22 protein-coding genes and 1 pseudogene are annotated in these 26,512 nt (G+C 32.4%); 19 read left to right on the top strand and 4 right to left on the bottom strand.

Going from position 1 to position 26,512, the window contains the following annotated elements:
* The first annotated feature begins 108 nt into the window (after nt 1-108).
* Complete coding sequence (locus NJT12_RS05690) at nt 109-2,583, top strand: zinc-dependent metalloprotease (RefSeq protein ID WP_271334921.1); 2,475 nt, start codon at nt 109-111, stop codon at nt 2,581-2,583.
* Between the two features lie 53 nt (nt 2,584-2,636).
* Here NJT12_RS05690 and NJT12_RS05685 read toward each other — a convergent pair whose 3' ends face one another.
* On the bottom strand, nt 2,637-3,371 hold the full coding sequence (locus NJT12_RS05685) for a hypothetical protein (protein ID WP_271334920.1): 735 nt from the start codon (nt 3,369-3,371) through the stop codon (nt 2,637-2,639).
* Nucleotides 3,372-3,535: 164 nt separating this feature from the next.
* Nucleotides 3,536-3,976, bottom strand: a complete 441-nt coding sequence (locus tag NJT12_RS05680; RefSeq protein ID WP_271334919.1) for a hypothetical protein — start codon at nt 3,974-3,976, stop codon at nt 3,536-3,538.
* Between the two features lie 239 nt (nt 3,977-4,215).
* On the opposite strand from NJT12_RS05680, the gene NJT12_RS05675 reads away from it, so the two are divergent.
* From NJT12_RS05675 to NJT12_RS05650, 6 genes are all read left to right on the top strand, one after another.
* Nucleotides 4,216-4,560, top strand: a complete 345-nt coding sequence (locus tag NJT12_RS05675; RefSeq protein WP_271334918.1) for a hypothetical protein — start codon at nt 4,216-4,218, stop codon at nt 4,558-4,560.
* A 101-nt stretch (nt 4,561-4,661) separates the two neighbouring features.
* On the top strand, nt 4,662-4,970 hold the full coding sequence (locus tag NJT12_RS05670; RefSeq protein WP_271334917.1) for a hypothetical protein: 309 nt from the start codon (nt 4,662-4,664) through the stop codon (nt 4,968-4,970).
* A gap of 102 nt (nt 4,971-5,072) precedes the next feature.
* Nucleotides 5,073-5,993, top strand: coding sequence for a DUF4274 domain-containing protein (locus NJT12_RS05665; protein WP_271334916.1), 921 nt, complete (start codon nt 5,073-5,075; stop codon nt 5,991-5,993).
* A 162-nt stretch (nt 5,994-6,155) separates the two neighbouring features.
* On the top strand, nt 6,156-6,368 hold the full coding sequence (locus NJT12_RS05660) for a hypothetical protein (RefSeq protein ID WP_271334915.1): 213 nt from the start codon (nt 6,156-6,158) through the stop codon (nt 6,366-6,368).
* A gap of 125 nt (nt 6,369-6,493) precedes the next feature.
* On the top strand, nt 6,494-7,519 hold the full coding sequence (locus tag NJT12_RS05655; RefSeq protein ID WP_271334914.1) for a 2-hydroxyacid dehydrogenase: 1,026 nt from the start codon (nt 6,494-6,496) through the stop codon (nt 7,517-7,519).
* 62 nt (nt 7,520-7,581) lie between these two features.
* Nucleotides 7,582-8,184, top strand: a complete 603-nt coding sequence (locus NJT12_RS05650) for a hypothetical protein (protein WP_271334913.1) — start codon at nt 7,582-7,584, stop codon at nt 8,182-8,184.
* 332 nt (nt 8,185-8,516) lie between these two features.
* Here the strand turns inward: NJT12_RS05650 and lysS are convergent, their stop codons facing one another.
* A complete protein-coding gene (gene lysS / locus NJT12_RS05645; RefSeq protein ID WP_271334912.1) occupies nt 8,517-10,217 on the bottom strand; it encodes a lysine--tRNA ligase in 1,701 nt (566 codons plus the stop codon).
* 449 nt (nt 10,218-10,666) lie between these two features.
* On the opposite strand from lysS, the gene NJT12_RS05640 reads away from it, so the two are divergent.
* The 4 genes from NJT12_RS05640 to NJT12_RS05625 all read left to right on the top strand — a co-directional run bounded on the left by NJT12_RS05640 (nt 10,667) and on the right by NJT12_RS05625 (nt 14,261).
* The gene (locus tag NJT12_RS05640; RefSeq protein ID WP_271334911.1) at nt 10,667-11,392 is read left to right on the top strand and encodes a hypothetical protein; all 726 of its coding nucleotides are present in this window, start codon (nt 10,667-10,669) and stop codon (nt 11,390-11,392) included.
* Between the two features lie 233 nt (nt 11,393-11,625).
* On the top strand, nt 11,626-12,381 hold the full coding sequence (locus NJT12_RS05635) for a hypothetical protein (protein ID WP_271334910.1): 756 nt from the start codon (nt 11,626-11,628) through the stop codon (nt 12,379-12,381).
* 5 nt (nt 12,382-12,386) lie between these two features.
* Nucleotides 12,387-13,085 carry a lipoyl(octanoyl) transferase LipB gene (gene lipB, locus NJT12_RS05630; RefSeq protein ID WP_271334909.1) on the top strand — a complete coding sequence of 233 codons (699 nt, stop codon included), beginning with the start codon at nt 12,387-12,389 and terminating at the stop codon, nt 13,083-13,085.
* Between the two features lie 324 nt (nt 13,086-13,409).
* On the top strand, nt 13,410-14,261 hold the full coding sequence (locus NJT12_RS05625) for a nuclear transport factor 2 family protein (protein ID WP_271334908.1): 852 nt from the start codon (nt 13,410-13,412) through the stop codon (nt 14,259-14,261).
* 53 nt (nt 14,262-14,314) lie between these two features.
* Here the strand turns inward: NJT12_RS05625 and NJT12_RS05620 are convergent, their stop codons facing one another.
* Nucleotides 14,315-14,977, bottom strand: coding sequence for a ribonuclease HII (locus NJT12_RS05620; RefSeq protein WP_271334907.1), 663 nt, complete (start codon nt 14,975-14,977; stop codon nt 14,315-14,317).
* A 374-nt stretch (nt 14,978-15,351) separates the two neighbouring features.
* Here NJT12_RS05620 and NJT12_RS05615 point away from each other — a divergent pair, with 374 nt between their 5' ends.
* The 8 genes and pseudogenes from NJT12_RS05615 (at nt 15,352) to NJT12_RS05580 (ending at nt 26,438) form a co-directional block, all read left to right on the top strand.
* A complete protein-coding gene (locus tag NJT12_RS05615) occupies nt 15,352-18,474 on the top strand; it encodes a SusC/RagA family TonB-linked outer membrane protein (RefSeq protein ID WP_271334906.1) in 3,123 nt (1,040 codons plus the stop codon).
* Nucleotides 18,475-18,483: 9 nt separating this feature from the next.
* Nucleotides 18,484-20,091, top strand: a complete 1,608-nt coding sequence (locus NJT12_RS05610) for a RagB/SusD family nutrient uptake outer membrane protein (protein WP_271334905.1) — start codon at nt 18,484-18,486, stop codon at nt 20,089-20,091.
* A gap of 182 nt (nt 20,092-20,273) precedes the next feature.
* On the top strand, nt 20,274-22,241 hold the full coding sequence (locus NJT12_RS05605) for a putative porin (protein ID WP_271334904.1): 1,968 nt from the start codon (nt 20,274-20,276) through the stop codon (nt 22,239-22,241).
* 48 nt (nt 22,242-22,289) lie between these two features.
* Complete coding sequence (locus NJT12_RS05600) at nt 22,290-23,651, top strand: pyridoxal-phosphate dependent enzyme (protein ID WP_271334903.1); 1,362 nt, start codon at nt 22,290-22,292, stop codon at nt 23,649-23,651.
* 151 nt (nt 23,652-23,802) lie between these two features.
* Nucleotides 23,803-24,225 carry a hypothetical protein gene (locus NJT12_RS05595; RefSeq protein WP_271334902.1) on the top strand — a complete coding sequence of 141 codons (423 nt, stop codon included), beginning with the start codon at nt 23,803-23,805 and terminating at the stop codon, nt 24,223-24,225.
* Between the two features lie 29 nt (nt 24,226-24,254).
* Nucleotides 24,255-24,587 carry a Fic family protein gene (locus NJT12_RS05590; protein ID WP_271334901.1) on the top strand — a complete coding sequence of 111 codons (333 nt, stop codon included), beginning with the start codon at nt 24,255-24,257 and terminating at the stop codon, nt 24,585-24,587.
* Between the two features lie 17 nt (nt 24,588-24,604).
* Nucleotides 24,605-25,087 (top strand): 3'-5' exonuclease, encoded by a 483-nt coding sequence (locus tag NJT12_RS05585; protein WP_271334900.1) that lies wholly within the window; start codon nt 24,605-24,607, stop codon nt 25,085-25,087.
* Between the two features lie 78 nt (nt 25,088-25,165).
* Nucleotides 25,166-26,438, top strand: a pseudogene (locus NJT12_RS05580) (DUF2851 family protein).
* Nucleotides 26,439-26,512: the final 74 nt, after the last annotated feature.

Below are 26,512 nucleotides of genomic sequence, written 5' to 3'. Positions count from 1 at the left end.
TTTTTTATTCAGGGGATAGTTAATGAAAAGTTAATACGTTATTTTTTTCTTCTAAAATTAGAATAAAAATTATTTTTGTTTATCGAATAATCACTAAACTTATAATAAATGAAGAAACTTTTCATTTTTATTACAATGGCATTTTTTATGCTGTTTTCTACTCAACAATTTGCACAATCAAACAAAAAGAAATCCAAAGAAGAGGAAACGGTAGTTACGCCACCTGAGAAAAAATCAGAATCTACAATTAAGGAATACAGTAAAGTAATTACTAAAAATGCTATTTCTGACGAAGGACTTTTTACGGTTCATAAAGTCGATAAAAAATATTACTTCGAGATACCCAATAAATACTTAGATAAAGACATGCTTTTGGTAAGCAGACTTTCTAAATTGCCGTCTAATTTAGGTGGCGGATATGTAAATGCAGGATCCGAGACCAACGAGCAATTAATTGTATGGCAACGATTTCAGGATAAGATTCTGATCAAATCAAAATCATATAATGCAGTTGCAAACGATACTTTACCCATTAGTATCTCTGTAAAATCAAATAATTATGAACCTACATTATTTGCTTTCGATATCGTAGCTTTTAGCAAAGATTCAGTAAATACAGTTATTGATGTTACTAAATTTTACAGTACAGATGTCAAAGCCATCAGCGGAATATCTGCAGAAATGAGGGAAACTTACAAAGTAAAAGGTCTTGATGATTCAAGAAGTTTTATTAATACAATCAAAAGTTTTCCAATGAATATTGAAGTAATTCAGGACATGACTTATAATGCTTCGAAACCATCAATGTTAGCAGATACAGAGTCGATAAGTATCCAGATGAATCAATCGATGATCTTATTGCCGGAAGTGCCAATGAAACCCAGATTAGCAGATCCCAGAGTAGGATGGTTTACAGTAAGTCAATATGATTACGGAAGTACGGAATTAAAATCTGATCTTAAAACTTATATCAGACGCTGGAGATTAGAACCTAAAGATCCTGAGGCGTATAATAGGGGAGAATTGGTTGAGCCTATTAAACCAATTGTTTATTATTTAGATCCTGCAACGCCTGAAAAATTGAGAAAATACATTAAGCAGGGAATTGAAGAGTGGCAAAAACCTTTTGAAGGTGCAGGTTTTAAAAATGCCATTATTGCTAAAGATGCTCCAACAAAAGAGGAAGATCCCGATTTTAGCCCTGAGGACATCCGTTATTCTGTAATTCGTTATGTAGCAAGTACAACCCGTAATGCGGTTGGCCCAAGTGTTTCTGATCCCAGAACAGGAGAAATTATAGAAAGTGATGTTATCTGGTACCATAATCATTTGCGTTCTTATAGAAACCGATATTTATTAGAAACCGGAGCGGCTAATCCGTCTGCAAGAACATTGCAAACCAGTGATGAAGAAATGGGAGAAATGATGCGAATGGTGATTGCTCATGAAGTAGGGCACGCTTTAGGATTTCCTCATAACATGGGCGCAAGTTGCGCTTATGATGTTGAGAGTTACAGAAATGGTGATTTCACACAACAAAACGGAATTTCGGCAAGTATAATGGATTATGCCCGTTTTAATTATATAGCACAGCCAGGAGATAAAAATATTCGTTTTATTCGTAAAATGGGGGCTTATGATCAATATGCAGTAAATTGGGGATACAGAGTGATTCCAAATGCGAAATCTCCTCAGGATGAAATAAAAACTCTGGACAAATGGATTCTGGAAAAAGCAGGAAATCCGTTGTATAAATTCGGAAAACAAAGCAGTGCTTTTGATCCTACTTCTCAAACAGAAGATATTGGAAATAATTCAATGAAAGCAAGTTCGTACGGACTTAAAAATTTAGAATTTGTTGCAGGTCATTTAAGTGAATGGACGAGCACAGCAACTAATAATTATGATGATCTTGACGAGTTGTACAAAGAAATGCTGGACGTTTGGAGTAGATATGTTGGTCATGTTGTAACCAATGTTGGTGGTGTTTATGAAAATACTAAAAAGCCAAATCAACCGGGAAATGTTTATGAAGTTGTGCCTAAATCAAAACAGATAGAGGCAATGAATTGGCTTCAGGCCAATGCTTTTGCTTCACCAACGTGGATTGTAAATGTCAATACTTTAAAAAATACAGATTTTGCAGGTTATGCTGAAAGGTTTAGAAATTTGCAGGTAAGACATTTAAATAGTTTATTAAGTATTGGCCGTATTGGGCGATTGATCGATAATGAAATTCTTGGTGCGGATACTTATAAAGCACTGGATTTATTAAAAGATACGCGAAAAGGAATCTGGAAAGAAGCCGCTACGCCAGAGAATGTAACTATATATCGCAGAAATTTGCAACGTGGTTATATTGACAGAATGGGGGCTTTGATGACGGAAGAAATTAAACCTGCAGACAGATCAGTAATATATTATAATGTAGGTCAATCTGATGTTAGGGCTTTGGTTCGTGGAGAATTAACAACGTTACGAAGTACTCTTTTGGCAGCAAAGGCAAGACCGGTTAATACGGAAACAAAATACCATTATGAAGATTGTATTAAAAGAATTGATTTAATTCTGAATCCGAAATAGAAATTTATTAAAACAAAGAAGAGGCTTTTAAAGCCTCTTCTTTTTGATCCCAATTACATTTTATCTTTTCGGTGATCTTTCATTTTGTCTTTATGCTCTTTTTGAATCGCTGTCCATTTTTTATATTGATCAGCATTCAAAACAGATTTCATTTTTGTATCAAAGGCTTTTTGATCTTCTGCCATTTGTTTTTTCATGGCGTCTTTATCCGCTGCAGTTGGTTTTGTACCGGAATCTTTTCGGCTTTTTTCAAGCATTGACCACTTAGTACTTCTGTCAGATAAAAGTTGACCAACTTGTTTTTGCTGATCAGCATTTAAGCTTAAATCGGTTGTTAATTTTTGTAGAAGTGCCTGATCGCGTTCTTGAGGGGATTTTGAATCTCTATGATGTTTCCCTTTACGCTCGTGATCTTTTTTAAGAGCCGTCCATTTTGTGTATTGATCCGCATTCAAAATCGCTTTCATTTTAGCATCGTTTGCTGCTCTTTCAGTTTCTATCTGTTTTTTAAAAGCTTCTTTTTCTGCGTCAGTAGGTTTTGTTTTACTGTCTTTTCGGGCGTCTTTAAACTTTTCTGCTTTAGCGCTTCTTTCTGCTAATAATTGTTTTACCTGATCTTGTTGTTTTTTATCTAAACTCAGTTCCGAAGTTAATTTTTGTAAATGTTTCTCATTACGCTGTTCAGGAGTTAAATTCTCTTTTTGATCACCTGTCGGTTTTTGTTTGACGTCTTGTGCAAAACTTACTATTCCAACGAACAATAAAGCTGCGATAAATAATTTTTTCATAATTCGTTTTTTTAAAGGTTTATACCAATTAGACTTCAATAACTTTGCTAAGTTTAATCATCTTGTCAGATTTATCTTTTAATTAACAAAAACTATTAACGAAACCATAATGAATGTTTAAAATAAAAAAGAGGCTGTTAAGGCCTCTCTTTGGTAAATTATAATTAGTTTTTATCGTTTCGATATTCTTTCATTTTTTCTCTGGCCTTCTCTTTGTTTTCTTCCTGCATAGACGTCCATTTTTTGTATTGGTCTGCATTTAAGATCATTTTCATTTTAGCATCATTAGCATCTTTTTCAGCCATTACTTCTTTTTTGAATGCTTCTTTTTCTGCTGCAGTTGGTTTTACATTACTGTCTTTTCGATCTTTTCTTTCCTCTCGTAATTTATCTGCTTTGGCACTTCTTTCTGCTAAAAGTTGTTTGATTTGTGCTTGTTGATTAGCATCTAAATTTAAGTCTGTAGTTAGTTTTTGTAAATGTTTCTCATTTCGTTGTTCCGGAGTTAGTCTTTCTTTTTGTTCACGAGAAGGTTTTTGGCCATTGTCTTGCGCAAAACTTGCTACTCCAACGAATAACAAAGCTGCAATAAATAGTTTTTTCATGATGTAAGTTTTTTAATTGTTAGATCAATTAGACTGAGTTAAAAACATTAGGTTTAATCTGATAATCAGAATTGTATATAATTTAACAAAACGAAAAATTATTAGTCAATATTGTATTTTGACCTTAATGTGTGTGATTTTGTCTTATTCTATTATTACTTTGTCTTATGTAAATACATTAAAGAGAATGAATACTTTAATCTTGCAAAAAAATATTTTTTTATTAAAATATATTCAGCATGACAATAACAGAAACTATAATAAATAGAGTACCGGTCGAAAAAAGGATAATGAAATCAGGTCTCAGTTCTATAACCGGAAAAATTTCTAATCTTCAATATTCCTTAGAAGAACGTCAAACTAAATCCGGAGAGTTTGAGCGTAATGCCAGATTATATGCTCCAGTTTTATCAGCACTTTCAGGAAATAGTACAGGCGCCTTAACTGGTATGGCTATGAATTGTTATTATCCTGCTGCAAGAGGTAAATTATATTGGGATGAGATGGAAATTAAGGGAGACCTTTTAAAGGTTGGCTTGGGGGGATTTTCTTTAAAGATCAAGACGAAGTTGAGTTACTTATAAAAGAGGATAAAATAATAGCAGTACATAGTCCGATAAAAAGAATTATTGCATTCGACCCAATTTATGGGAACGGTTTAAGTCTTGATTTTGAGTTTAAATCAATGAAATATATTTTTCTTGGTTTCTTTCTGTTTTCTTCACTGTCTTTAGGTATTACGCTATTTTTTTTGACAAGTGATTTTAAAGAATTTGTGCATTTAATTTTATATCTGATTCCTGTAATTTTAATTATTTCATTACTTATTTCGTTTGGTGCTAATCGAGTGGGATTTTTTCAGGCGTTGCCTAAACAAAAAGCTTTAGTTGCTCTTGGATTGCTTGGAGATCAGAATCTTATGCAGACAATATATAATGATGTTCCTAAATTTGGAAAGGTTCGGGAAAGGATTGGTGCAATATATAGTTATTGAAAAACAAGATCTAATTTTATTTAGTAGTGTTGTTCTAAATCACATTTTTAAATTTGTAAAGAATTTAAAATTTTAAAAGAGATATCCTTAGCAAATAAAAAAATGGAATTATTCAATAAGAAAAATAAAAACAGAGTTCTTAAAGCAGTAAATAACGAAATGTCGTATCAAAAATTAACTGCATCGGAATTACATCAATTTGTGCAGCATTGGAATTATGATGACGGAATCGAACCTTTTAAATGGATCATAAAGCAAATTTATCTGGATAAAGGAACTGCACTTTGCTTGTATTGGATGTTACAGCCTGATTATTTTTGCAAATTCAAAAACGAAGACGAGATAAAGCAAGATATAAATTTTGAGAGTTATCCATTAATAAAAGATATTGAAGAAAGATATATTTCCGGTTTTTATGTCGATGGAAATTTTTCGTTTGATCCAAGGGAAGAGTTTCTCGATGAAAATTCCAATATTAAATGTATTCCTGCAGAAATGCAGATAAAATCGCCAGGAATTGTTTTTGACCGAATAGATATTGAATTTGCTTTTTTAAGAAACCCGAATGAAAAGGAATTAAAAACAATAAACTCAAAAATAGCAGATGCTATAAAAATTATTCAAATCTCAAATTCTGATTTTGTTTATGGCGAGACAAATGACGCAATTAAAGCTATAATCGAAAGTATTGAATATTGGAAAACGAAAGAATTAGGAAAAATTAAAATTAAGAATCTGTCGTATTTATGGATGGATTGTATTCATAAAAAACACAATTGGAGTTGGATTATTTGGGATTGGGAAACAGGAAATAATATAGGGGTTACAAATGCAACAAAAGAATTAACTTGTTTGGCAGATACTATTATAAATCATACCATTGATGGGTTTCAGAAATCTTCGATAATTTCAGATTTGTATAAAGATTTAGAAGGAGCAAGTAATTTTTATGATTTAAAAAGAGATCCTTATAGCGGAATTGGGTTGCTTTTTAGTACTGATCATTTGAAGTTTAGAGAATGATATTTTAGTTTTTGGGATAAATAAATTAAATAGAATTCAATATGGAAGAAGTGAAATTTTCTAACTGTGAAAAGTCAATTACAGAACTTGATTTGTTAAATGTTGAAAAAAGATTGCAAGTAAAATTCACGAATGATTTTAAAATTCATTATTTAAAATATAATGGAGGAGAGCCAACAGTCTGGAAAAGAACCTCTTAATATTGATGCAAAAGAGAAACATTTTGAATACATAAAAGATGTAATATATATAAGAATCTTGAAAAGAAATACGATTCAAATTTTAATTCGATACGATTTAGATATTGAGCATGGTCTTGAATTTAAAATAAGAAATAATAAAATAGTTGCTGCAGGAGGTATAGCAGAAACCTAAGACAAATAATTAGAGAAGTTTAAAAGAGTTCAATTTTGAGCTCTTTTTTTATGATCAGAAATTTACTTTAAGATTAATTGCGTAATTTAGTAAAACCGGAAATTAACAATCCAAAAGAAACTATTATGAGTTTAAATACCGCAGTAAATAACAATAAAATCGCTTTTTTTTCAACACAACCTTATGACAAGGCTTTTTTTAATAAGCATAATAAGGAGTTTGGTTTTCAATTGGATTTTTTCGAAACGCAACTGAATCCGCAAACTGTAATTTTAATCGAAAATGCTTCAATTGTTTGTGTTTTTGTAAACGATATTGTCAACGAAGCAGTTATAAAACAATTGGTAGAAAAAGGCGTGAAAATTATTGCTTTACGCTGTGCCGGTTTTAATAATGTAGATTTAGAAGCGGCTAAAAAGTACAATTTAAAAGTCTGCCGAGTTCCGGCATATTCACCAGAGGCAGTTGCAGAACATGCGATAGCCATGATTTTGACTTTAAACAGAAAAACGCATAAAGCATATAACAGAGTTCGTGAACAAAACTTCTCTCTAAACGGATTATTAGGTTTTGATTTATTCGGCAAAACAATCGGAATCATCGGAACGGGAAATATAGGGAAAGCTTTTGCGAAAATTGCATTGGGTTTTGGATGTAAAGTTTTGGCTTATGATATTGTAACGAATCCTGAAATGGAAAAAGACGGAGTTGAATTTGTATCATTAGAAGAGATTTTTAAATCGAGTGATATTATTTCACTTCATTGTCCTTTAAACGATCAGACGAAACATATAGTAAATAAAAACTCGATTGCTTCGATGAAGGATAACGTGATGATTATCAATACGAGTAGAGGCGGATTAATTGAGACAGCGTCTGTAATCGAAGGTTTAAAAGAAGGTAGAATTGGTTATTTGGGAATCGATGTTTATGAACAAGAAGAAAAACTATTCTTCAGAGATCTTTCAGAAGATATTATCCAGGATGATAATATTCAGCGTTTAATGAGTTTTCCCAATGTTTTGGTTACAGCACATCAGGCGTTTTTTACCAACGAAGCTTTAACGCAGATTGCTTTGGTTACGTTTAATAATATTAAATCTTTGCTGACTAATAATGATATTGAAAACAAAGCAGCTTTGTTGGTTTAAAAATGAATTAGTTTCTCTCATTGAATATTCTCTGTGTTTTAAACTTATAAAAAATAATAATTATGAAAAATAAAATTTTAATGGCATTTATGATTCTGGGAATGATTTCATGCCAAAACAAGGACAAAACCGACTCAAAAAGTATCATTAAAACAGTTGCTGAAGATACATTGTCAAAAACAGTTGCAGGAACTGCAGATGTTAGCGATGCTCCCGTAAAAGATGATAAAGCGGTTGAACTGATTCGTACACAATTGAATATTCTATTAAAGAAAGATTTGCCTGCAATGACAAAAGACGACAGATTCTTTTATTACAGTGCTTTCGATTTAAATAATGATAAAAAGGATGAATATTTCGTAGGTTTCTCCAACCCTTATTTTTGCGGAAGCGGAGGTTGTTCAGGATATATCCTAAACAATGACGGAAGTGTAATCAACAAGTTTACTGTGACAGATTTCCCAATATTAGTAACAACTTCAACATCGGATAAATTTTATGATCTTATTTTTGAAACTGGAGGAAAATTTCATCTTCTAAAAATAAAGAATGGTAAATATCCTTCCAATCCATCTGTTCAGGAAATTTGGAAAGGTGATGTTCCTAAAGAAAATACGAAGGTGTTGGATATTCAAGGAAAGAAATTAGAGAAGTATTCGTTTTAAAATAGAAAGAAGCCATCCGAAAAGAACAGTCTTTGGCAAACCCGACAGGTTTTTAAAACCTGTCGGGTTTAGAACTCCAGTTTAGAAAGCCATTCTAAGTCTTCTCTATCTAAATCTTCTTAAGAAATAACTCTGTCATATTTTATATCCTCTTCGCTTTGTTTCAGAATATCAAATTCATATTGTTCGAATTGGTAAATTTTAAAGTATTCATGATTAAAGGATTTTAAGTTAAATAAATAAAAAACCCGACAAATTTTTAAAAATTTGTCGGGTTTGAATATTATAACAATTTTGGAATTTGGAATTTTTAAAAATTGGAATTTTAAAATTTACTCTACAAGTTCTACAAATTTAAACTCACCTTCAACAGCCACTTTTGTTAAACCGTGTCTAGATAAGTTTTTCATGGCAGCATCCCATTTTTTACCGCTTAAATTGGCAGTAACTTTTAGTTGTGCTAAATCCATTTTATTTTCGTTTCCTTTTAATAAATCAATAATTGCTTTCTCTTCATCAGACAATTCAATTAATTGTTTTTTCTCCGGACGCATTTGCGGGAACAATAAAACTTCCTGAATCGATGCATTGTTTGTTAAGTACATAATCAAACGATCCATACCAATTCCCATTCCGGATGTTGGAGGCATACCGTATTCAAGTGCTCTTAAGAAATCTTCATCGATAATTCCGTTTGCTTCATCATCACCTTTTTCAGCCAAACGCATTTGATCTTCAAAACGCTCACGTTGATCAATTGGGTCGTTTAATTCAGAATAAGCATTTGCAATTTCTTTACCACAAACCATCAATTCAAAACGTTCTGTAAGTTCAGGATTATCGCGGTGCTCTTTACACAAAGGCGACATTTCTTTAGGGTAATCAGTAATGAAAGTAGGCTGAATATAATTTCCTTCGCATTTTGCTCCAAAAATTTCATCAATCAGTTTTCCTTTCCCCATTGTTTTATTAACGTCAATTCCCATTCCTCTGGCAGCGTCAAACAATTCCTCCTCTGTTTTACCAGAAATATCAAAACCTGTAAAATGTTTGATAGAATCCGTCATCGTTACACGGGCATAAGGCGCTTTAAAGTTAATTTCGTGTTCACCAAAAGTAACTTCGCTCGTTCCGTTTACTGCAATTGCACAATGCTCAAGAAGACCTTCAGCAAATTCCATCATCCAGTTGTAGTCTTTGTAGGCTACGTATATTTCCATTGCGGTAAATTCAGGATTATGCGTTCTGTCCATACCTTCATTTCTAAAGTTTTTCGAGAATTCATAAACACCTTCAAAACCACCAACAATTAATCTTTTCAAATACAATTCGTTTGCAATACGCATATAAAGCGGAATATCAAGTGAATTATGGTGCGTGATAAACGGACGTGCTGCAGCTCCACCAGGAATCGATTGTAAAACCGGAGTTTCAACTTCAAGATATCCTGCATCGTTAAAATAACCACGCATTGCAGTATACAACTTTGTACGTTTGATGAAATTCTCTTTAACTTGCGGATTCACAGTTAAATCTACATAACGCATTCTGTAACGTAATTCAGGATCATTAAAAGCATCGTGAACGTTTCCTTCTTCATCTACTTTTGGTAAAGGCAACGGACGTAAAGTTTTACTCAGGAAAGTAAATCCGTCAACACGAATACATTGCGCACCAACTTTTGTAGTAAACAATTCACCTTCAATTCCAATAAAGTCACCTAAATCAGTTAGTTTTTTAAATACAGTGTTGTATAAAGTTTTATCATCACCTTCACACAAAACATCGCGGTTCACGTACAATTGTATGCGTCCTTCGCTATCCTGCAATTCAGCAAAACAAGCTTTTCCCTGATCTCTCACGCTCATCAAACGTCCGGCAACGATCACCTTCTTACCTTCTTCAAACGACTCCTTTATTTGCTTTGAAGTATGATTTACTGGAAAAAGATTAGCAGGATAAGGATTGATTCCTAAGTTGCGTAAGTTTTGAAGTTTTTCTCTTCTGATGATTTCTTGTTCTGATAATGCCATTTTGTGCTCTTTTTTAAGTGTGCAAAGATAAAGAAAAGAATGTAGATTTTAGAATGCAGGTTTTAGATTTTTTGTAGCAGTAATTTATTGCGTTTCAAGATTCTTTTGTACCGCTATTCGGTTGTATCTTTTTTGCAGAAAAAGCAAAAAAAGATACCGCTTCTATCGGGGCTGGATTAGAAATTTTAGTTTTTAAAAGATGTTTTGGTTGGAGTGTTTCTGTCCTTTCGGTTTTTCTGTCCTTTCGAAGAAGGAGAAATCACACCAGAAACTCCGCAAAGAAATTCGCCCATCTTTGTAGAATACTGGATGTGATTTCTCCTTCGTCGAAATAAAAAACAATACTTAATGAGTAAAATACACACACACAATATTGTGTAAAAAAATGTAAGAAATAAACCGAAAACCGCAGTATCTTAGCTTCTCAAAACCTCAGAGCCTTAAAAAAAATGAAATACATATCAGCCTTAATAATTCTACTCCTTCTTACAAGTTGTCAGATCACAGAAACCATCACAATAAAACCAGACGGAAGCGGTAATATTGAAGTTGAACAACTTCGCGATGAAAATAGTTATATGCAAGTGGTTGGAGAAAACTATTCTCGAGAAGAAGCTTTTCAGGATACAACATTTGTTTTTCAGGAATATATCACAAAATACAACGAGACATTTTTAAAATATACAACTGTCGAACAACAATTATTTAAAAGGTATGCGAATGTAAAAGCACATCTTAAAAAAAGTTCCTTCGAAAAAGAATTCCGAAATACATTTACTCAAAATTTTAGTAAAGTTTCAGAAATTGCCGATTTGTATAAAACAGAAGATTATGCAAATGACCTCAGGCACAACTACGCTTTAACTGCTGAAAATCACTATTACAAAATAGAATACTCTTTTGATGGAAAAGTTTTTAAACGTTTGGTTTCGGTCACAAATCCAGAGCAGCTACAAAAAGAAAAAGATCAATTTAGGAATGTGGATCCTAAATATGCTTCTTTAAAATTGACGCAAAGCTATATTTTGCAATATCATTTTCCTCATAAAATAAAATCAGTTTCAAATGAAAAAGCAATTATCAGTTCAGATAAAAAAACAATGACAATAGAATTTAAGCTTTCAGATTGTATGCAAAATCCTGAAATGACAAGCTTAGAAGTCGTTTTAGAGTGAATTATCATAGGGCAGGGATTTAACGAATTTAAACAGGTTAACGCTGTTTTTTTTATTTTGAAGACACGATCTTTGTCAAAGTCAAAACTTTGACAAAGATTAAACGGAAATAACCTGCGTTCAACCCATTTCAATCCGTCAAATCCGTGAGCAATTTTCGCATCAACAATTATACAAATCCACGATAAAAAAATAAAAATAGTCTTCGTATCTTTGATGAAAAATTCGCCATTATGAAATTATACAAGTTACTTAGTTTTTGTTTTGTATTAGCAACGTTAACAAGCTGCACATTAACCGAAAATATTTATGTAAACGATAACGGAACCGGGAAGTTTTCTGTCGACATGGATGGTTCGTCTTTAATGGCAATGGCAGGAGATCAGCTTGGTGATCAAATGGGAGCTGATGCCAAGAAAAATATAGATTCTACTTTTACCTTCAAACAATTATTTGAACGGAAAAAGGATAGTATTGCAAAATTATCCCCTGAAGCGCAAAAAGAACTTAAAAAGCTGGAAAATTTTGTAGTAAATACCAAAATGAACGCAGAGAAAAAAGAGTTCTTAATGACACTTTCGACTGATTTTAAAAACGTAAATGAATTACAAGATGCATTGCAATCTTTAAGCGCACTTCAAAAATTAGAAGGCGGGGCAAATTCTTCAACACCTTTTGCAAAAGGTTTAGGAGATAATAATAGTAAGTTAAGTTACAGTTATGATGGGAAGAAGTTTACGCGTAAAGCAATAATAGATAAACAAAAACTAGCTGCAAAAGCAAAAGATTCTGCTGCAGATATGTCTAAAATGATTTTTGCTTCGTCGACTTATATCATAAAATATCATTTTCCTAAACGAATCAAAAAAGTATCAAACCCAGGTGCTTTGTTTAGCGAGGATAGAAAATCAATTACAATTCAATACCCTTTCACGGATTATATGGAGAATCCTGAAAAACTTAACTTTGATGTTGAGTTTGAGAAATAATTAAAATGAATAAAAAAATTCAACTTCAGGATTTAGGAGGCAAAGATTATAAATCGACCTGGGAATATCAGGAAGAAATTTTTAAAGATATAGTCGACTTAAAAATCAAAAACAGGAGAGAAGAGCTCGATTTGCCAACTCCAAATTATTTACTTTTTGTATCGCATCCTCATGTTTATACCTTAGGTAAAAGCGGAGATCTGGAAAATTTATTATTAAACGAAAAACAACTCGAAGCCAAAGGCGCAACTTTTTATAAAATCAATCGTGGGGGTGATATAACGTATCACGGACCGGGACAAATTGTAGGTTATCCTATTTTGGATCTGGAAAATTTCTTCACTGATATTCATAAATATTTACGTTTTCTCGAAGAAGCTATTATTCTTACTTTAGAAGAATATGGTTTAAAATGTGGCAGGAGCGAAGGCGAAACTGGAGTTTGGCTAGATGCCGGAACACCGTTTGCACGTAAAATTTGTGCTTTGGGAGTACGTGCTTCACGCTGGGTTACCATGCACGGATTTGCCTTAAATGTAAATGTTGATTTGGGTTACTTCGATAATATAATTCCGTGTGGAATTCGCGGTAAAGGTGTTACTTCATTACAAGTAGAACTAGGCGTGGAAAAAGTCGATGAAGCCGAAGTAAAAGCGAAAATTGTAAAACATTTAGCTGAACTGTTTGAAGCTGAATTCGTTTAAATTGGCTTATTATATATAAATAATAGGAAAAATGCTGAAGGAGCTGCAATTTTATAATAATTGTAGCTCCTTTAGTATTTACGTTTGTTTTGCTACTCAGGATTAAAAACCAATATCATTTTTATTTCGATAAGGCCGAATGCTTTTTTTAGATGATATTTTAAAGTGGGGAAATAAGATAAATAGGTCAATAAGTTTTCCTTAATAGTTTTCTTTTTTAGAATAGTAAATTGTACAAAAGGGTAGTAATTGTATGGTTTTTTATGCTAAATTTGGTTTGACCCTTCTAATAAAAGTTTTAAACCAAATCTAATTAAATAACATATGAGAAAAATCTACTTTATTTGCTTCCTTTTTATGCTTAATGGTCTTTTTGCTCAAAAAAAAGATAAATTATATCCAATTTCAGTTTATGAAAAAGTCTGGTCAGAACGCAATAGCGAGACAAGATTAAAAATAATAAAAACAATCTGGCTAGAGGAAAGTACTTTCGAAGATCCTTCTGCGTCTATAAAGGGAACAGTTGCCCTTAATAATGTTATCAATGAGTTTTATAAAAAGTTCCCGGATGCTATATTAACTTCGGGCTCAAAAGTAGTAAAAGACAATTATGTAAGTTGGGACTGGAAAATTTTAGATTCAAAAAATAAACTTATAATGGCAGGACGTGATTTTGCCAGACTCAATGGAAAAGGACAGGTAAGTAAAATTATTGGTTTTTGGGATTCAGAAGCTACTTTGCAAGAATCAGAAGTTTTGAAAAATATTGAAACCGATAATTTTAAAGTTGTAGCACAATATTATGAAAGCTTTTTTAAAACCAGAGATTTTACCACAATGGCACCTTTAATCGAAGAAGGAGCAATATATAGCCAAGCCGAAGGATTGCCTTACGGAGGAACGTATGTTGGTTTTAACGAATGGATTAAGATGTATACAAAATCAACTGAATTTTTTGATTTACAAATAGAAAAAGAGCCTGTTTATTTTAGTGACGCGACTAAAAATGAAGTTATTATTTATTTTACAATAAAGGCGAAAGCAAAAAAATCAGGTAAAACACTTTCAATGCCAATTTCAGAACATATCGATTTAAAAAACGGGAAAATTATTGCCATTAGACCATTTTATTTTGATACAAAGCAATTTGCAGAGTTTTTAAAAAGCAAAAAATAAGGAAAGTTATTTTTTTGAATGATTAAAAACTTGCAATTATATAAGTCTTTTAATCATTCAAAAATTAATTCCAGTTGTTCCGGCAAAAGCCTGAAACTCATTCGGTGGTATTTTGTTGGGCCATATTTTCTAATAGCTTCACGATGTTCTTTTGTTGGATATCCCTTGTTTTGTTTCCAGTTGTACATTGGAAATTCTTCGTGAATTTGATCCATGTACTCATCGCGATATGTTTTTGCTAACACAGAAGCCGCAGCTATACTTATATATTTAGAGTCTCCTTTTATAATACTTTCATTGGGTATGGATTTTAATAATTCGATTTCTTTTTTCGAAAATTGTTTACCAAAAGTATTTTTTAAACCCAGTTTTGCATTCAGTAAACGATTACCATCCACAATAATAAATTCAGGAATCTGATTTAATTTCAGGATGCATTCCTGCATTCCCTTCATTGATGCATTTAATATATTGATCTCATCTATTTCGTCAGGATGTAAATGTGTCACAGAAAAACAAACAGCATGTTGTTCGATAATTGGTTTTAAGGATACTCTTATTTTCTCAGACAATAGTTTACTGTCATTTAAAATTAAATTTTCAAAATCAGCAGGTAGAATTACAGCTGCCGCTGTTACAGGACCTGCCAAACAACCTCTACCGGCTTCATCTGTTCCTGTTTCTAAAATAAAACCTGAGAAATTTTTTGCAAGCATTTTATTTTTTCTTTTTGAGATGCAAATATTATAAAATATTTTTTTTTAATTCTTTAATAATAATCTAGGATTTATCAAAAAATTAAATAAGCTATTTATTTTGATGATGTTCGTAAAAGTAGGTATTGTTTTTTATGAGGTTTACTAATTTGCCTTGATTAATTGTTAAAAAAAAGTTAAGTGTCAGATTTACGTAAGTTTGAAATTTATGCAAAAAAGCGAGGAATAATTTTATTAAAACGATTAAAATTAATGCTTTTTAAGGTATAAATTGATGGATGTTTAAAAAAATAGATTAAAAATAAGTTAAAATGTTTTGGTATTTTAAGAAATAATTAAGATGTTTGCCGCATACTAATTCAAAATAAACTAAAATGAAATTAAAATTACAATGGATTTGTACGCTATTAGTAGCGTTGTCTATGCAGTTTTCTTTCGCTCAGGAGAGAACTGTTACCGGAAAGGTCTCTGATAAAACAGGCGTCATTCCAGGAGTAAATGTTCTTGTAAGAGGAACTAAAGTAAGTACCCAGACAGATTTCGACGGAAGTTATTCCGTGAAAGCAAAAACTGGAGATGTTTTAATATTTTCATACGTAGGTATGAATAATAGAGAAGCTACTGTTGGAACATCAAACAGTGTAAATGTTCAATTAGAGTCAGAGGCTCAATTGATGAATGAGGTTGTTGTTGTTGGTTACGGTGTACAAAAAAGAAAAGAAGTTACGGGTTCTATTTCTAAAATTGCCGGAAGTGATATTGCTAATTTAGTTACTCCAAGTTTCGAGGGAGTATTAGCAGGTAGAGCAACAGGAGTTCAGGTTTTAACGAATACTGGTCTTATTGGTGCTGCTCCAAAAATTAGAATTAGAGGTGTTGGATCTATTTCAGGAAGTACAGAGCCATTGATTATCGTAGATGGTATTCCTATTTATTCCGGGGATATCGGAGGTGTGTCTCCCACAAATGGTTTAGCTGATATTAATCCTGATGATATTGAATCTTTCGATATCTTAAAGGATGGTGCTGCAACAGCTATTTACGGTTCGAGAGCTGCTAATGGTGTAATTTTGATTACTACTAAAAGCGGAAAAAGAGGAGCTCTAAAAGTGAGTTATTCAAGCGTTTTTGGTGTTGCTAGTGCTGCTAAATTATACGATGTATTGCAAACTCCTGATTTCTTGGTTATTTCTAATGAGAAAAGAACAAATGCATCACAACCTCTTTGGGCTGTAGGAAATACGTATAATACAGACTGGCAAAGAGCCGTTTTAAGAAACGCTCCTCAAACTACACATAATCTTAATTTTAGCGGAGGTTCTGAAAAAACGAAGTACTTTTTATCTTTAGGCCTTTCAGATTTTGACGGAATAAATTTATCAAATAACATGAAGAAATATTCGATTAGAGCGAATATTGATCAGGATATCAACAGATGGTTAAGTTTTGGTACCAATTTAAATGTGAACAGAACAGAGTACAATGGGGTGAATAGTAGCCCGAGTGGTTTGTCAGGTAATATTTTTAATGCGATCAGACAATTGCCAAATACGCCAATTTATGATGCTCTTGATCCAACGGGTTATAATCTTTCGCCAAATAATGCGACTGTTGGGCAATGGGATAACTTAGCTGCTGTAGGAGATAATATTACAAATATTATGTATGTTCTTGACCATAATAAATATCAATCAACAACAACGAGAATTATTGCAAGTGTATTTGCAAATGCAAAAATTACTTCTGACTTAAGTTATAAATTACAAGTAAGTGCAGATAATGCGTCAACAGATGGTTTTCAATATTGGAATCCTATTCATGGAGACGGACGTTCAGCAAACGGAATCTTGTATCAGGAAAATAGAAATCTTTTGAGATGGAACTGGCAAAATATTTTGAACTACAAGCATACTTTTGCTGAAGATCATAACCTTGGTGTAACAGGGGTTGCTGAGTACCAAAAATCAAAAGATAAAGCATTATGGGGCCAGGGAAGTGATATTATAAGTGATTTCTTCGATAAGAACTTAGTAACAAATAGTTACAACACTAAGGATACTGGTGGTGGTATTTCTGAAAAAGGAATTATATCATACTTAGGTCGTGTTACATACAACTACAAAGAGAAATATTTTGTTCAGGGATCTCTAAGACGTGACGGAATTTCTCAGTTTGAATCAGATGTAAGATATCATAATTTTCCTGGGGTTTCTGCTGGTTGGACAGTTTCTAAAGAAAACTTCATGGAAGGAATTAGTAGTACAGTTTCTGATTTAAAATTCAGAGGTTCTTATTCTCAGGTAGGTAACGTTGATATCTTAAATCAAGCGTCTTACCCTTCAAAAGATCTTACAATTGGTTCGCCATACGCAGGTTCAAATGGTATTGGTTACTATCAATTCGGAAATCCTTTATTACAATGGGAGACTTCTAGTAAAGTGGACTTTGGTGTAGATCTAGGATTATTCAACAATCGTTTGACTGTAGGATTTGATTATTATAAAAATGATATCGATAATTTAGTTTTGGCTGCACCAACACCTCCATCTATTGGTATTCCAAACAATACAATCAACCAAAACGTTGGTAAAATGTACAATCAGGGATATGAATTTGCAGTTACTTTTAAAGCTATTAATAATGCAAATTTCAAATGGGATGTTTCTTCTAACCTAACGCTTACTAAAAACGTAGTTACAAGTTTATTTCAGGGACAAGATATTGTAGGAGGTTCGTCATCTACAGGTACACAAACTGATATAACTAATATTGCACCAAATATTATTATTAGACAAGGTGAATCAGTAAACTCTCTATACGGATTCAGATATTGGGGTGTTAACAGCGCAAATGGTAACCCGGTTTATTATAAAGCCGATGGTAGTTTAGTGCAAGGTGATGCTATTAAAACAACATATTCTGTTTATGATCCTACTAATCCTGCTGATGTAGCAAAACCTGCTTCTTTAGGATCAGCTGATAAAACTATTTTAGGAAATACTTTACCAACATACTATGGTTCATTTACATCTACTATGAAGTATAAAAATCTTGATTTTGGTTTTATGTTCAGATTTAGTGGAGGAAATAAAGTTTTCAACGCAACCAGAAGAGAATTAATGAATCAAAATTTTAACAATAATGGTACTGAGATATTAGGCAGATGGCAAAGTGTTGATAATCCTGGAGACGGATGGACGCCAAGATTAATTGCTAGTTCTAATACATTTACGAATCTTTCAGGAAGTGCAAGTACTCGTTTTGTTGAAAAAGGTGATTTCATCTCACTTGATAACATCAGTTTAGGATATACATTACCTAAGTTAGTATTGGACAAAATAGGAGTAGATAACTTTAGATTATTTGTTCAGGCGCAAAATATCTGGTTAATTACAAAGTATAAAGGGCTTAATCCGGAAATGGAAACAAATGGAGTAGATGTGAATGGTACCCCACGTGCTAAAGTGATATCAGTTGGATTAAATGTAAGTTTATAAAAAAAACATATGAAAAATATAATAAAAACAATTCTACTTTCTGTAGTTGTACTCGGGATGAGCTCATGTACAGAAGAAAAAATATTGGATTTAAAACCAATAAATAATATCCTGAGTCCTGACGCTTTCAAAAGTCCTACGTTGATCAACACCTATATGAATGGTGTTTACAATGCTGCTGCAATTGGGCAATATAATGCTGCGCCAACCAGTCCAAATGGTGGTAGAGGTTATGTTTGGGGAGCTGCGTTTGTTGAACAAGGCGAAACAAGAGGTGAAGATGTTGTTAATATGGCTACTTTTTACGAATTAACATACAAATCGACTTATGACCCAACAACGGCTAATAATGTTTACTACTGGGTTGATGGTTACAGATTGATTAACAGATGTAACATTATGATCGAGGGAACAAAAGATGCAGTTGCTAAAGGTATTATTACTCAGGCTGTTGGTAATGATTATATTGGGCAAGCTAAATTTTTGCGAGCGATTACACATTTAGAATTACTTACTTATTTTGCAAAACCATATTTTTATACTCCTGGTGCTACTCATCCTGGTATTCCATATAGAGAAGTTGGGGTTAATACAAGTGAGGATATTGCATCAGAATTGGGAAAACCAAGAAATACTGTTGCTGAAGTCTATGCAAAAATTTTAATTGATTTAAATGACGCTGAAACTTTAATTACTACAGGTAGTTCAACTGCATTTGCATCAAGACTTGTTGGAAGAGCTTCTAAATGGGCTGCAATTGCTTTCAAAACAAGACTTTATCTTCAAAAGAGAGATTGGGCAAATGTAATTCTTGAAGGAGACAAGTTAAAAACTGCTTTTGCATTAACAGCTGATCCTTATACTCCGTTTCAGAATACAGCTACCCCTGCAACAAGTAACTCTGAGTCTATTTTTTCTATTCAACATTCTGCTACGGCTAATCCTGGTGTAAATGGTTCATTGCCTAGTGTATTGAGAAACAGGGCTTTAGTTTGTATTAGTCCAATTCTTTGGAGAGATACGAATTCATGGTTACCTGATGATAAACGAAGAGAAGATGGAAAGTTTATTTTTACAGCATCAGGTATTAAGTATACTAATAAGTACACAGATATTACTAACCAGACAGATGCTTCTCCGGTTATCAGATATGCTGAAGTAGTATTGAATGTGGCTGAGGCTCAGGCACGTTTAGGTAATACCGGTCCTGCTTTGACTTTACTAAATTCAGTAAGAAATAGATCTTTGGCTAATCCGGTAGCAACGTCGACTAATCCAATTGGTCAGGCTTATACTGCTGCTTCTTTTGCTACAAGTGATGCACTTGTTGCTGGTATTCTTAAAGAAAGAAGAATTGAGTTTGTACAAGAAGGACGCAGATGGACTGATATCCATAGATTACAAGGAGATCCAATAGCTTCAGTTGCTATTGATGGAATACCTGCAAAATATGCTAGTGGAGCTCCTGCTGCTGCTGCATTTGTATTAAATAATGGTTTCGTTGTTACTAAAGCTATTGTTGCTATTCCAGGTGATGACTTCAGGTTCTTATGGCCTATACCACAATTAGAAATAAATACTAATCCAGGTTTAGGACAAAATCCAGGCTGGAACTAGAAAAAATAAATATTTTGATTTTTTTTTGAAAACCCTCAATCACTTTTCTGATTGGGGGTTTTTGCTTCTATTGATACGTCTGAAAAAATACCTCAATAACAATGATTTGTTTTTTTATACGTTTTTATCTTTTACCTTTGCCAGACAAATTTTGCCAAAATAATTCCATATAAAGCGATCAAATGAGAATATTCTTTTTTCTATATCTATTAGTTGTACCAACTTTATTGTTTTCTCAGGAAAAAACTACTTCTCAAAAAGGTTTAGATATGAATACAAAATATTCAAGCATAACCGATACTGTAAAAAAGAAGAAAGCAAAAATAGCGACAATAGATCAATATCAGATTATTACGCTGGAACATGATACTACTTATGTAGATACGTCGTTAACGCTGAAAAGTGCCTATAAGCAAAACCACCTTCGAAAGGATGATTTCGGACTTTTGGCTTTTTCTAATATCGGACAAACTTTTAATACTTTGCAATACAGCCTGACCAATTTTTCTCCTTATCCGGAAATAGGCTTTAGCGGTAAACATTTTAATTATTTACAGGCAGATCAAATCAACTATTATTCAGTAGCGACACCGTTAACAGAGCTGTTTTTTAATACAACCATAAATAAAGGTCAAAACGTAGATTCATTTATTACATTAAATACCTCAAAAAACCTCAATTTTTCTATTGCTTACAGAGGTTTACGTTCAGAGGGAGATTATATAAATCAATTAGTGAGTGCGGGAAATTTTAGGTTTACAACAAGTTATGCAACAACTGATAAGAGGTATGAAATAAAAGGGCATTATACTTATCAGGATATTTCAAATGGAGAAAATGGTGGTATTACATCGACTTCGGATTTTGAGAGTGATAATAAAGATTATAAAAACCGCCAGAGATTACAAGTATATCTTACAGATGCAAAGTCCTTTCTAAAAGGAAGACGTTTGTTTTTCGATCATGCGTTTAGAATAAATCCAACAGACGGAAGCAATAATTTATATGTAACACATCAATTCAATTACGAAACTAAATTTTTTGAATACAATCAGAAGACTATTTTATCTACTGTTGGTACTACACCGGTACAAAGATTTGGAGAATCTTATGTTACCAGCGGCATAAATGATCATACAAAATATGAAAGACTGTATAACAGAGTTGGACTTGCTTATGAAAATTCTCTTTTAGGCAAATTTAATTTCTTTGTAGATGATTACAGATCGAATTATGAATACGGAAGAGTATTAGTAGATAGCTTAAACAATGTTATTCCAAATAATCTATACCTTCAGATTAATAATTTCGGGGGACAATATGAATATCAAAAAAACAAATGGAACGGGCGTTTTTTCTATTCCAGATCAATTACGAATCAGTCGCTTTCTAATTTAGATGCTAAATTGAAATATGACTTTAGTGATAAAATCCAGTTTGATTTTAGATACCGCAACATTAATAAATTACCAAATAATAACTATAATTTATACCAAAGTAGTTATGTAGAATATAATTGGTCTAAGGATTTTAAAAACGAAAAAATAAACTCGCTTAGTGCCAGTGTTCTTACGCCTTGGTTGAATGCTGAAGTTCAGTACACGGTTCTAAATGATCACTTGTATTTCGCTGATGTTTCTACACCAGAACAGATAAAAGTGAATACACAAATTATAAATCCTGCTCAATACGGGAATGCAATCAATTATCTGGAAATAAAAGCAAGTCGTGAATTTAAATTTGGCCCCTTTGCATTAGATAATACACTTTTATATCAGAAAGTAGATCAGTCAGATCTGATTTTGAATGTACCGGATTTTGTTACAAGAAATACATTTTATTATACCGGTTACTTTTTCAAGAAAGCCTTGTTTATGCAAACCGGAATCGTTTTTAATTATTTTACAAAGTATTACGGAAATGATTACAATCCGGTTATTGGAGAGTTTTTTGTTCAGGAAAATAAAAAGATTGGTGGTTATCCGTTATTTGATCTTTTTGTAAATGCAAGAATTCGTCAGACTCGATTTTATTTAAAAGCGGAACATATAAATGCTATTTTTTCTAAAAGCGATTATTATTCTGCGCCTAATAATCCTTATCGTGACTTCGTTATCCGATTTGGTTTAGTTTGGAATTTCTTCCAATAAATCAAATCAAAAGTTATATTAAAATCAAATATTAAAATTAAAATAAAAATGGACTTTTCAAATAACATTTTAGAAACAATTGGTAATACACCATTAGTAAAACTCAACAAAATTGTTGCTGAAATTGATGCGTTAGTATTGGCAAAAGTCGAAACATTTAATCCCGGAAATTCTGTAAAAGACAGAATGGCCGTTAAAATGGTGGAGGATGCAGAGGCAGATGGACGTTTAAAACCCGGAGGAACTATTATTGAAGGGACTTCTGGAAATACAGGTATGGGATTAGCACTTGTGGCTATCATAAAAGGATATAAACTGATTTGTGTAATCTCAGACAAACAGTCTAAAGAAAAAATGGATATTTTACGTGCTGTAGGTGCCAAAGTTGTAGTTTGTCCTACAGATGTTGAGCCAACAGATCCACGTTCATACTATTCTGTTTCAAAGCGTCTGGCTGAAGAAACACCTAATTCGTGGTACGTAAACCAATACGATAATATGTCAAATTCTTTGGCGCATTACGAACAAACGGGACCTGAAATCTGGAAACAAACTGATGGAAAAATTACTCATTTTGTGGTTGGGGTAGGAACGGGTGGAACGATTTCCGGAGTTGGAAAATATTTAAAAGAGAAAAATCCGAATATCAAAATTTGGGGTATTGATACTTATGGTTCCGTTTTTAAGAAATATCACGAAACTGGAATTTTTGACGAAAACGAAATTTATTCTTACATCACTGAGGGAATTGGAGAAGATATTTTACCTAAAAATGTTGACTTTTCTTTAATCGATGGTTTTACAAAAGTTACGGATAAAGATGCAGCGGTTTTTACCAGAAAGATTGCGCTTGAAGAAGCAATTTTTGTTGGGAATTCTGCAGGAGCTTGTATAAAAGGGCTTTTGCAGCTTAAAGAACACTTCAAGCCGGAAGATGTGGTTGTGGTACTTTTTCACGATTCAGGAAGCCGTTATGTAGGTAAAATGTTCAATGATGACTGGATGCGTGAGCGTGGATTCTTAGAAGAAAACATAACAAAGGCAGAAGATGTAATCAAAGATCATATCGATAAGGAACTGATCGTTGTACGTACAGAAGAATTGGTTTCTCACGCGATTGAACGTATGCGTAAATATAAAATTTCGCAAATTCCGGTTGTAGACATCAACGGATTTGTGGGTTCTGTAGACGAAACAGATTTGTTTAGAAGCTATGTTGCTGATAAAAACGTAGCCGAAAAACCAATTAAGGAAGTAATGGGAAAACCTTTTCCAATTGTAAAATTAGGAACGCCTATAGAAGAAGTTTCTAAATTATTTACCAAAGAAAACGATGCTGTTTTGGTTGATCTGGGAAATGGAAATCATCATATTATTACAAAATATGATATCATTGGATCTATAAAATAAAATAGTAATTAGGAATATTAAAAATCCTGCATGTTTATTAAACTGTGGGATTTTTAGTTTTAAATGGTTGAATTTTTGTAAAGCTCATTTTTAATTAAAGTTATCTCCCGTAATAAATTTACACTATTGATATAAGTTTTATATTTGTGCTATGACTAAGTTTTCAATGAAAATAATCCCGGAATTACTTTTAGAAGAGTATAAAAAAAATTTCCCAAAAGAATTAGAACAGAAGTTTGAGAATCTTTGTGATGCTGAGATTTCTAATGATTCTTTTAGCTTTTATACTTCAGTAGCTTCGGTTTTTTCGAGTAAGATCGAAGGAGAAGAAATTGAATTAAATTCTTATGTTAACCATAAACGTTTTGGTATAGAATTTCTTCCTGATTATACCAGGAAAATTGACGATTTATATGAAGCGTATTCTTTTGCCAAAGTAAATTCATTAAATAAAAAAAATATTTCGGAAGCTCATAAATTATTGGGAAGAAATATTGTAGCGTTGGCATATCAGGGTAAACATAGAATTCAAAACATGTTTATCACAACTGATGACGGAAAATCGAATATGTAGCTACAATTCCTGATCTTGTCAATGAAGAAATGAAAAAGTTTTATGATGATGTTGATTACCTTTTAAATGAAGAGTTAAGTTTTTCTGAAGTTTTTTATTTTGCAAGCTTAATTCATTTGGTTTTTGTGAAAATTCATCCTTGGAATGATGGAAATGGCCGCTCAGCGAGGCTTTTAGAGAAATGGTTTTTATCTGAAAAGCTTGGAGAAAAAGCATGGTTTATTCAAAGCGAGAAGAATTATTATCAAAAACATAAATTATATTATTCTAATTTACGAACTTTAGGTTTAGAATATGAAGTCTTAGATTATTCAAGCGCACTACCTTTCCTTGAAATGTTACCTCAATCCCTATTTTTATAATCTGTATAAAACTATTAATGAATTTTACCGCAATAGATTTTGAAACCGCCACAGGACATCATCCTTGTTCAGTTGGTATTGTTACTGTAGAGAACGGCATAATTGTAGATGAGTTCGTTACTTTGATCAAACCGCCCAATAATGAATATAATCCGTTTACAATTCGTGTTCATGGAATTTATCCAAGTGATACCGTGTATGCTAAATCTTTTGTACAAGTCTATCCTGAAATCGAAAAAAGGTTAAAAAATAGAGTTGTTGTTGCACATAACGAAAGTTTTGATAGAAATGTTTTAAGTAAATCTATGGCACTTTACGGATTGCAATATGAGGATTTAAATATAGCTGAAAAATGGGAATGTACAGTTAAAATCTATAAAGCAAAAGGTTTTAAACCTACTAAATTAAGTGATTGCTGCAGAGAAATGAAAATTCAGCTGAACCATCATGAAGCCTTATCTGATGCTCGTGCGTGTGCGAAATTGTATCTGTTAAAATAAATACCAAACAAAAATGTAAGATTATTATTATTTTTAATTATATTTAGGGTTTTTATAAATTAAAGTAAAAGCCTAGAAATGAAAGAAGATTTTCTTCATTACCTCTGGAAATTCAAGAAGTTCGATACGTTGAATTTGCAAACAATCCAGAATGAATCTATCACAATTATAAAAACAGAGGACTATTTACGACTTGCCGGGCCCCGATTTTTTTAACGCTCAAATTACTATTGGAGATCAAAAATGGGCGGGAAATGTCGAAATTCATTTAAAATCTTCAGACTGGTATGTACATGGTCACGAGAATGATGCAGCATACGAAAATGTAATTTTGCATGTATTCTGGGAACATGATACAGATATATACGGTAAAAACAACAGAGAAATTCCTGTTTTGGTACTCAAAGATTATATTTCTTCAGATATTCTGGCAAATTATCATGCTTTAATAATTCCCAAATCATGGATATTTTGTAAAAAAAGTATTGGCGAAATTGACGAGTTTGTTTTTAAAAATTGGCAGGAGCGGCTATTTTTTGATCGCTTAGAAAGAAAATCGAAATTTATATATGATTTATTAGAAGAGACAAACCAAGATTGGGAGGCCGTTTTATTTTCTTTATTGGCAAAAAGTTTCGGCTTAAATACCAATGGCAATTCCTTTTTACAAATTGCAAAATCAGTCCCGTTTTCGATTATTCGAAAAGAAAGCTTTGAAGTCGAAAATCTTGAAGCGATACTTTTAGGCTCTTCAGGATTATTAGATGATGAGAAAGAAGATGTTTATTTTACGGATCTAAAATTAAGGTATTACTATCTGCTTAATAAATATCAGTTAGAAAAACAGCATATAGATTCGGTGCAGTTTTTTAAGCATCGTCCGGATAATTTTCCAACCATCAGACTTTCACAATTAGCTAATTTATATCATAAACACCAAAATATATTTTCGAAAATGATTGATTTAAAATCAGTTAAAAACGTTTACGATCTCTTAGGTGTTTCTGCAAGTTTGTATTGGTAAAATCACTATCAATTCGATAAAGAGAGTATAAAGAGACCCAAAATTTTATCAAAAGCTTTTTTAGATCTGATTATTATCAATACTATAATCCCAATTCAGTTTGCTTACTCAAATATAAGAGGAGAATCTATTTCAGAAGATCTAATAGCGTTTATGAATGAAATTACTCTTGAAAAAAATGCCATTATTGATAAATTTAATTCCTTTGGCATTTCTTGTAAAAATGCTTTCGAAGCACAATCGTTATTAGAACTCAAAAATGAATATTGCAATCAAAAAGCGTGTTTAAAATGTGCTTTAGGAATAAATTTACTGAAAAGTAATTAGGCGATTAGAAAATGCGTCAATAAAATAATTTTGTACTTTTGCCTTTCTTATCAAATATTAACCATCCTGAGCGA

Source organism: Flavobacterium azizsancarii, assembly GCF_027980145.1.
Taxonomy (GTDB): Bacteria; Bacteroidota; Bacteroidia; order Flavobacteriales; family Flavobacteriaceae; genus Flavobacterium; species Flavobacterium azizsancarii.
This window is presented reverse-complemented; position numbering and strand designations above follow the sequence as displayed.

Bases quoted from the DNA above. Each gene is read 5' to 3' on its own strand.
- NJT12_RS05690 (WP_271334921.1), top strand. From the start codon at position 109: ATGAAGAAACTTTTCATTTTTATTACAATGGCATTTTTTATGCTGTTT.
- NJT12_RS05685 (WP_271334920.1), bottom strand. From the start codon at position 3,371: ATGAAAAAATTATTTATCGCAGCTTTATTGTTCGTTGGAATAGTAAGT.
- NJT12_RS05680 (WP_271334919.1), bottom strand. From the start codon at position 3,976: ATGAAAAAACTATTTATTGCAGCTTTGTTATTCGTTGGAGTAGCAAGT.
- NJT12_RS05675 (WP_271334918.1), top strand. From the start codon at position 4,216: ATGACAATAACAGAAACTATAATAAATAGAGTACCGGTCGAAAAAAGG.
- NJT12_RS05670 (WP_271334917.1), top strand. From the start codon at position 4,662: ATGAAATATATTTTTCTTGGTTTCTTTCTGTTTTCTTCACTGTCTTTA.
- NJT12_RS05665 (WP_271334916.1), top strand. From the start codon at position 5,073: ATGGAATTATTCAATAAGAAAAATAAAAACAGAGTTCTTAAAGCAGTA.
- NJT12_RS05660 (WP_271334915.1), top strand. From the start codon at position 6,156: ATGGAGGAGAGCCAACAGTCTGGAAAAGAACCTCTTAATATTGATGCA.
- NJT12_RS05655 (WP_271334914.1), top strand. From the start codon at position 6,494: ATGAGTTTAAATACCGCAGTAAATAACAATAAAATCGCTTTTTTTTCA.
- NJT12_RS05650 (WP_271334913.1), top strand. From the start codon at position 7,582: ATGAAAAATAAAATTTTAATGGCATTTATGATTCTGGGAATGATTTCA.
- lysS (WP_271334912.1), bottom strand. From the start codon at position 10,217: ATGGCATTATCAGAACAAGAAATCATCAGAAGAGAAAAACTTCAAAAC.
- NJT12_RS05640 (WP_271334911.1), top strand. From the start codon at position 10,667: ATGAAATACATATCAGCCTTAATAATTCTACTCCTTCTTACAAGTTGT.
- NJT12_RS05635 (WP_271334910.1), top strand. From the start codon at position 11,626: ATGAAATTATACAAGTTACTTAGTTTTTGTTTTGTATTAGCAACGTTA.
- lipB (WP_271334909.1), top strand. From the start codon at position 12,387: ATGAATAAAAAAATTCAACTTCAGGATTTAGGAGGCAAAGATTATAAA.
- NJT12_RS05625 (WP_271334908.1), top strand. From the start codon at position 13,410: ATGAGAAAAATCTACTTTATTTGCTTCCTTTTTATGCTTAATGGTCTT.
- NJT12_RS05620 (WP_271334907.1), bottom strand. From the start codon at position 14,977: ATGCTTGCAAAAAATTTCTCAGGTTTTATTTTAGAAACAGGAACAGAT.
- NJT12_RS05615 (WP_271334906.1), top strand. From the start codon at position 15,352: ATGAAATTAAAATTACAATGGATTTGTACGCTATTAGTAGCGTTGTCT.
- NJT12_RS05610 (WP_271334905.1), top strand. From the start codon at position 18,484: ATGAAAAATATAATAAAAACAATTCTACTTTCTGTAGTTGTACTCGGG.
- NJT12_RS05605 (WP_271334904.1), top strand. From the start codon at position 20,274: ATGAGAATATTCTTTTTTCTATATCTATTAGTTGTACCAACTTTATTG.
- NJT12_RS05600 (WP_271334903.1), top strand. From the start codon at position 22,290: ATGGACTTTTCAAATAACATTTTAGAAACAATTGGTAATACACCATTA.
- NJT12_RS05595 (WP_271334902.1), top strand. From the start codon at position 23,803: ATGACTAAGTTTTCAATGAAAATAATCCCGGAATTACTTTTAGAAGAG.
- NJT12_RS05590 (WP_271334901.1), top strand. From the start codon at position 24,255: ATGAAAAAGTTTTATGATGATGTTGATTACCTTTTAAATGAAGAGTTA.
- NJT12_RS05585 (WP_271334900.1), top strand. From the start codon at position 24,605: ATGAATTTTACCGCAATAGATTTTGAAACCGCCACAGGACATCATCCT.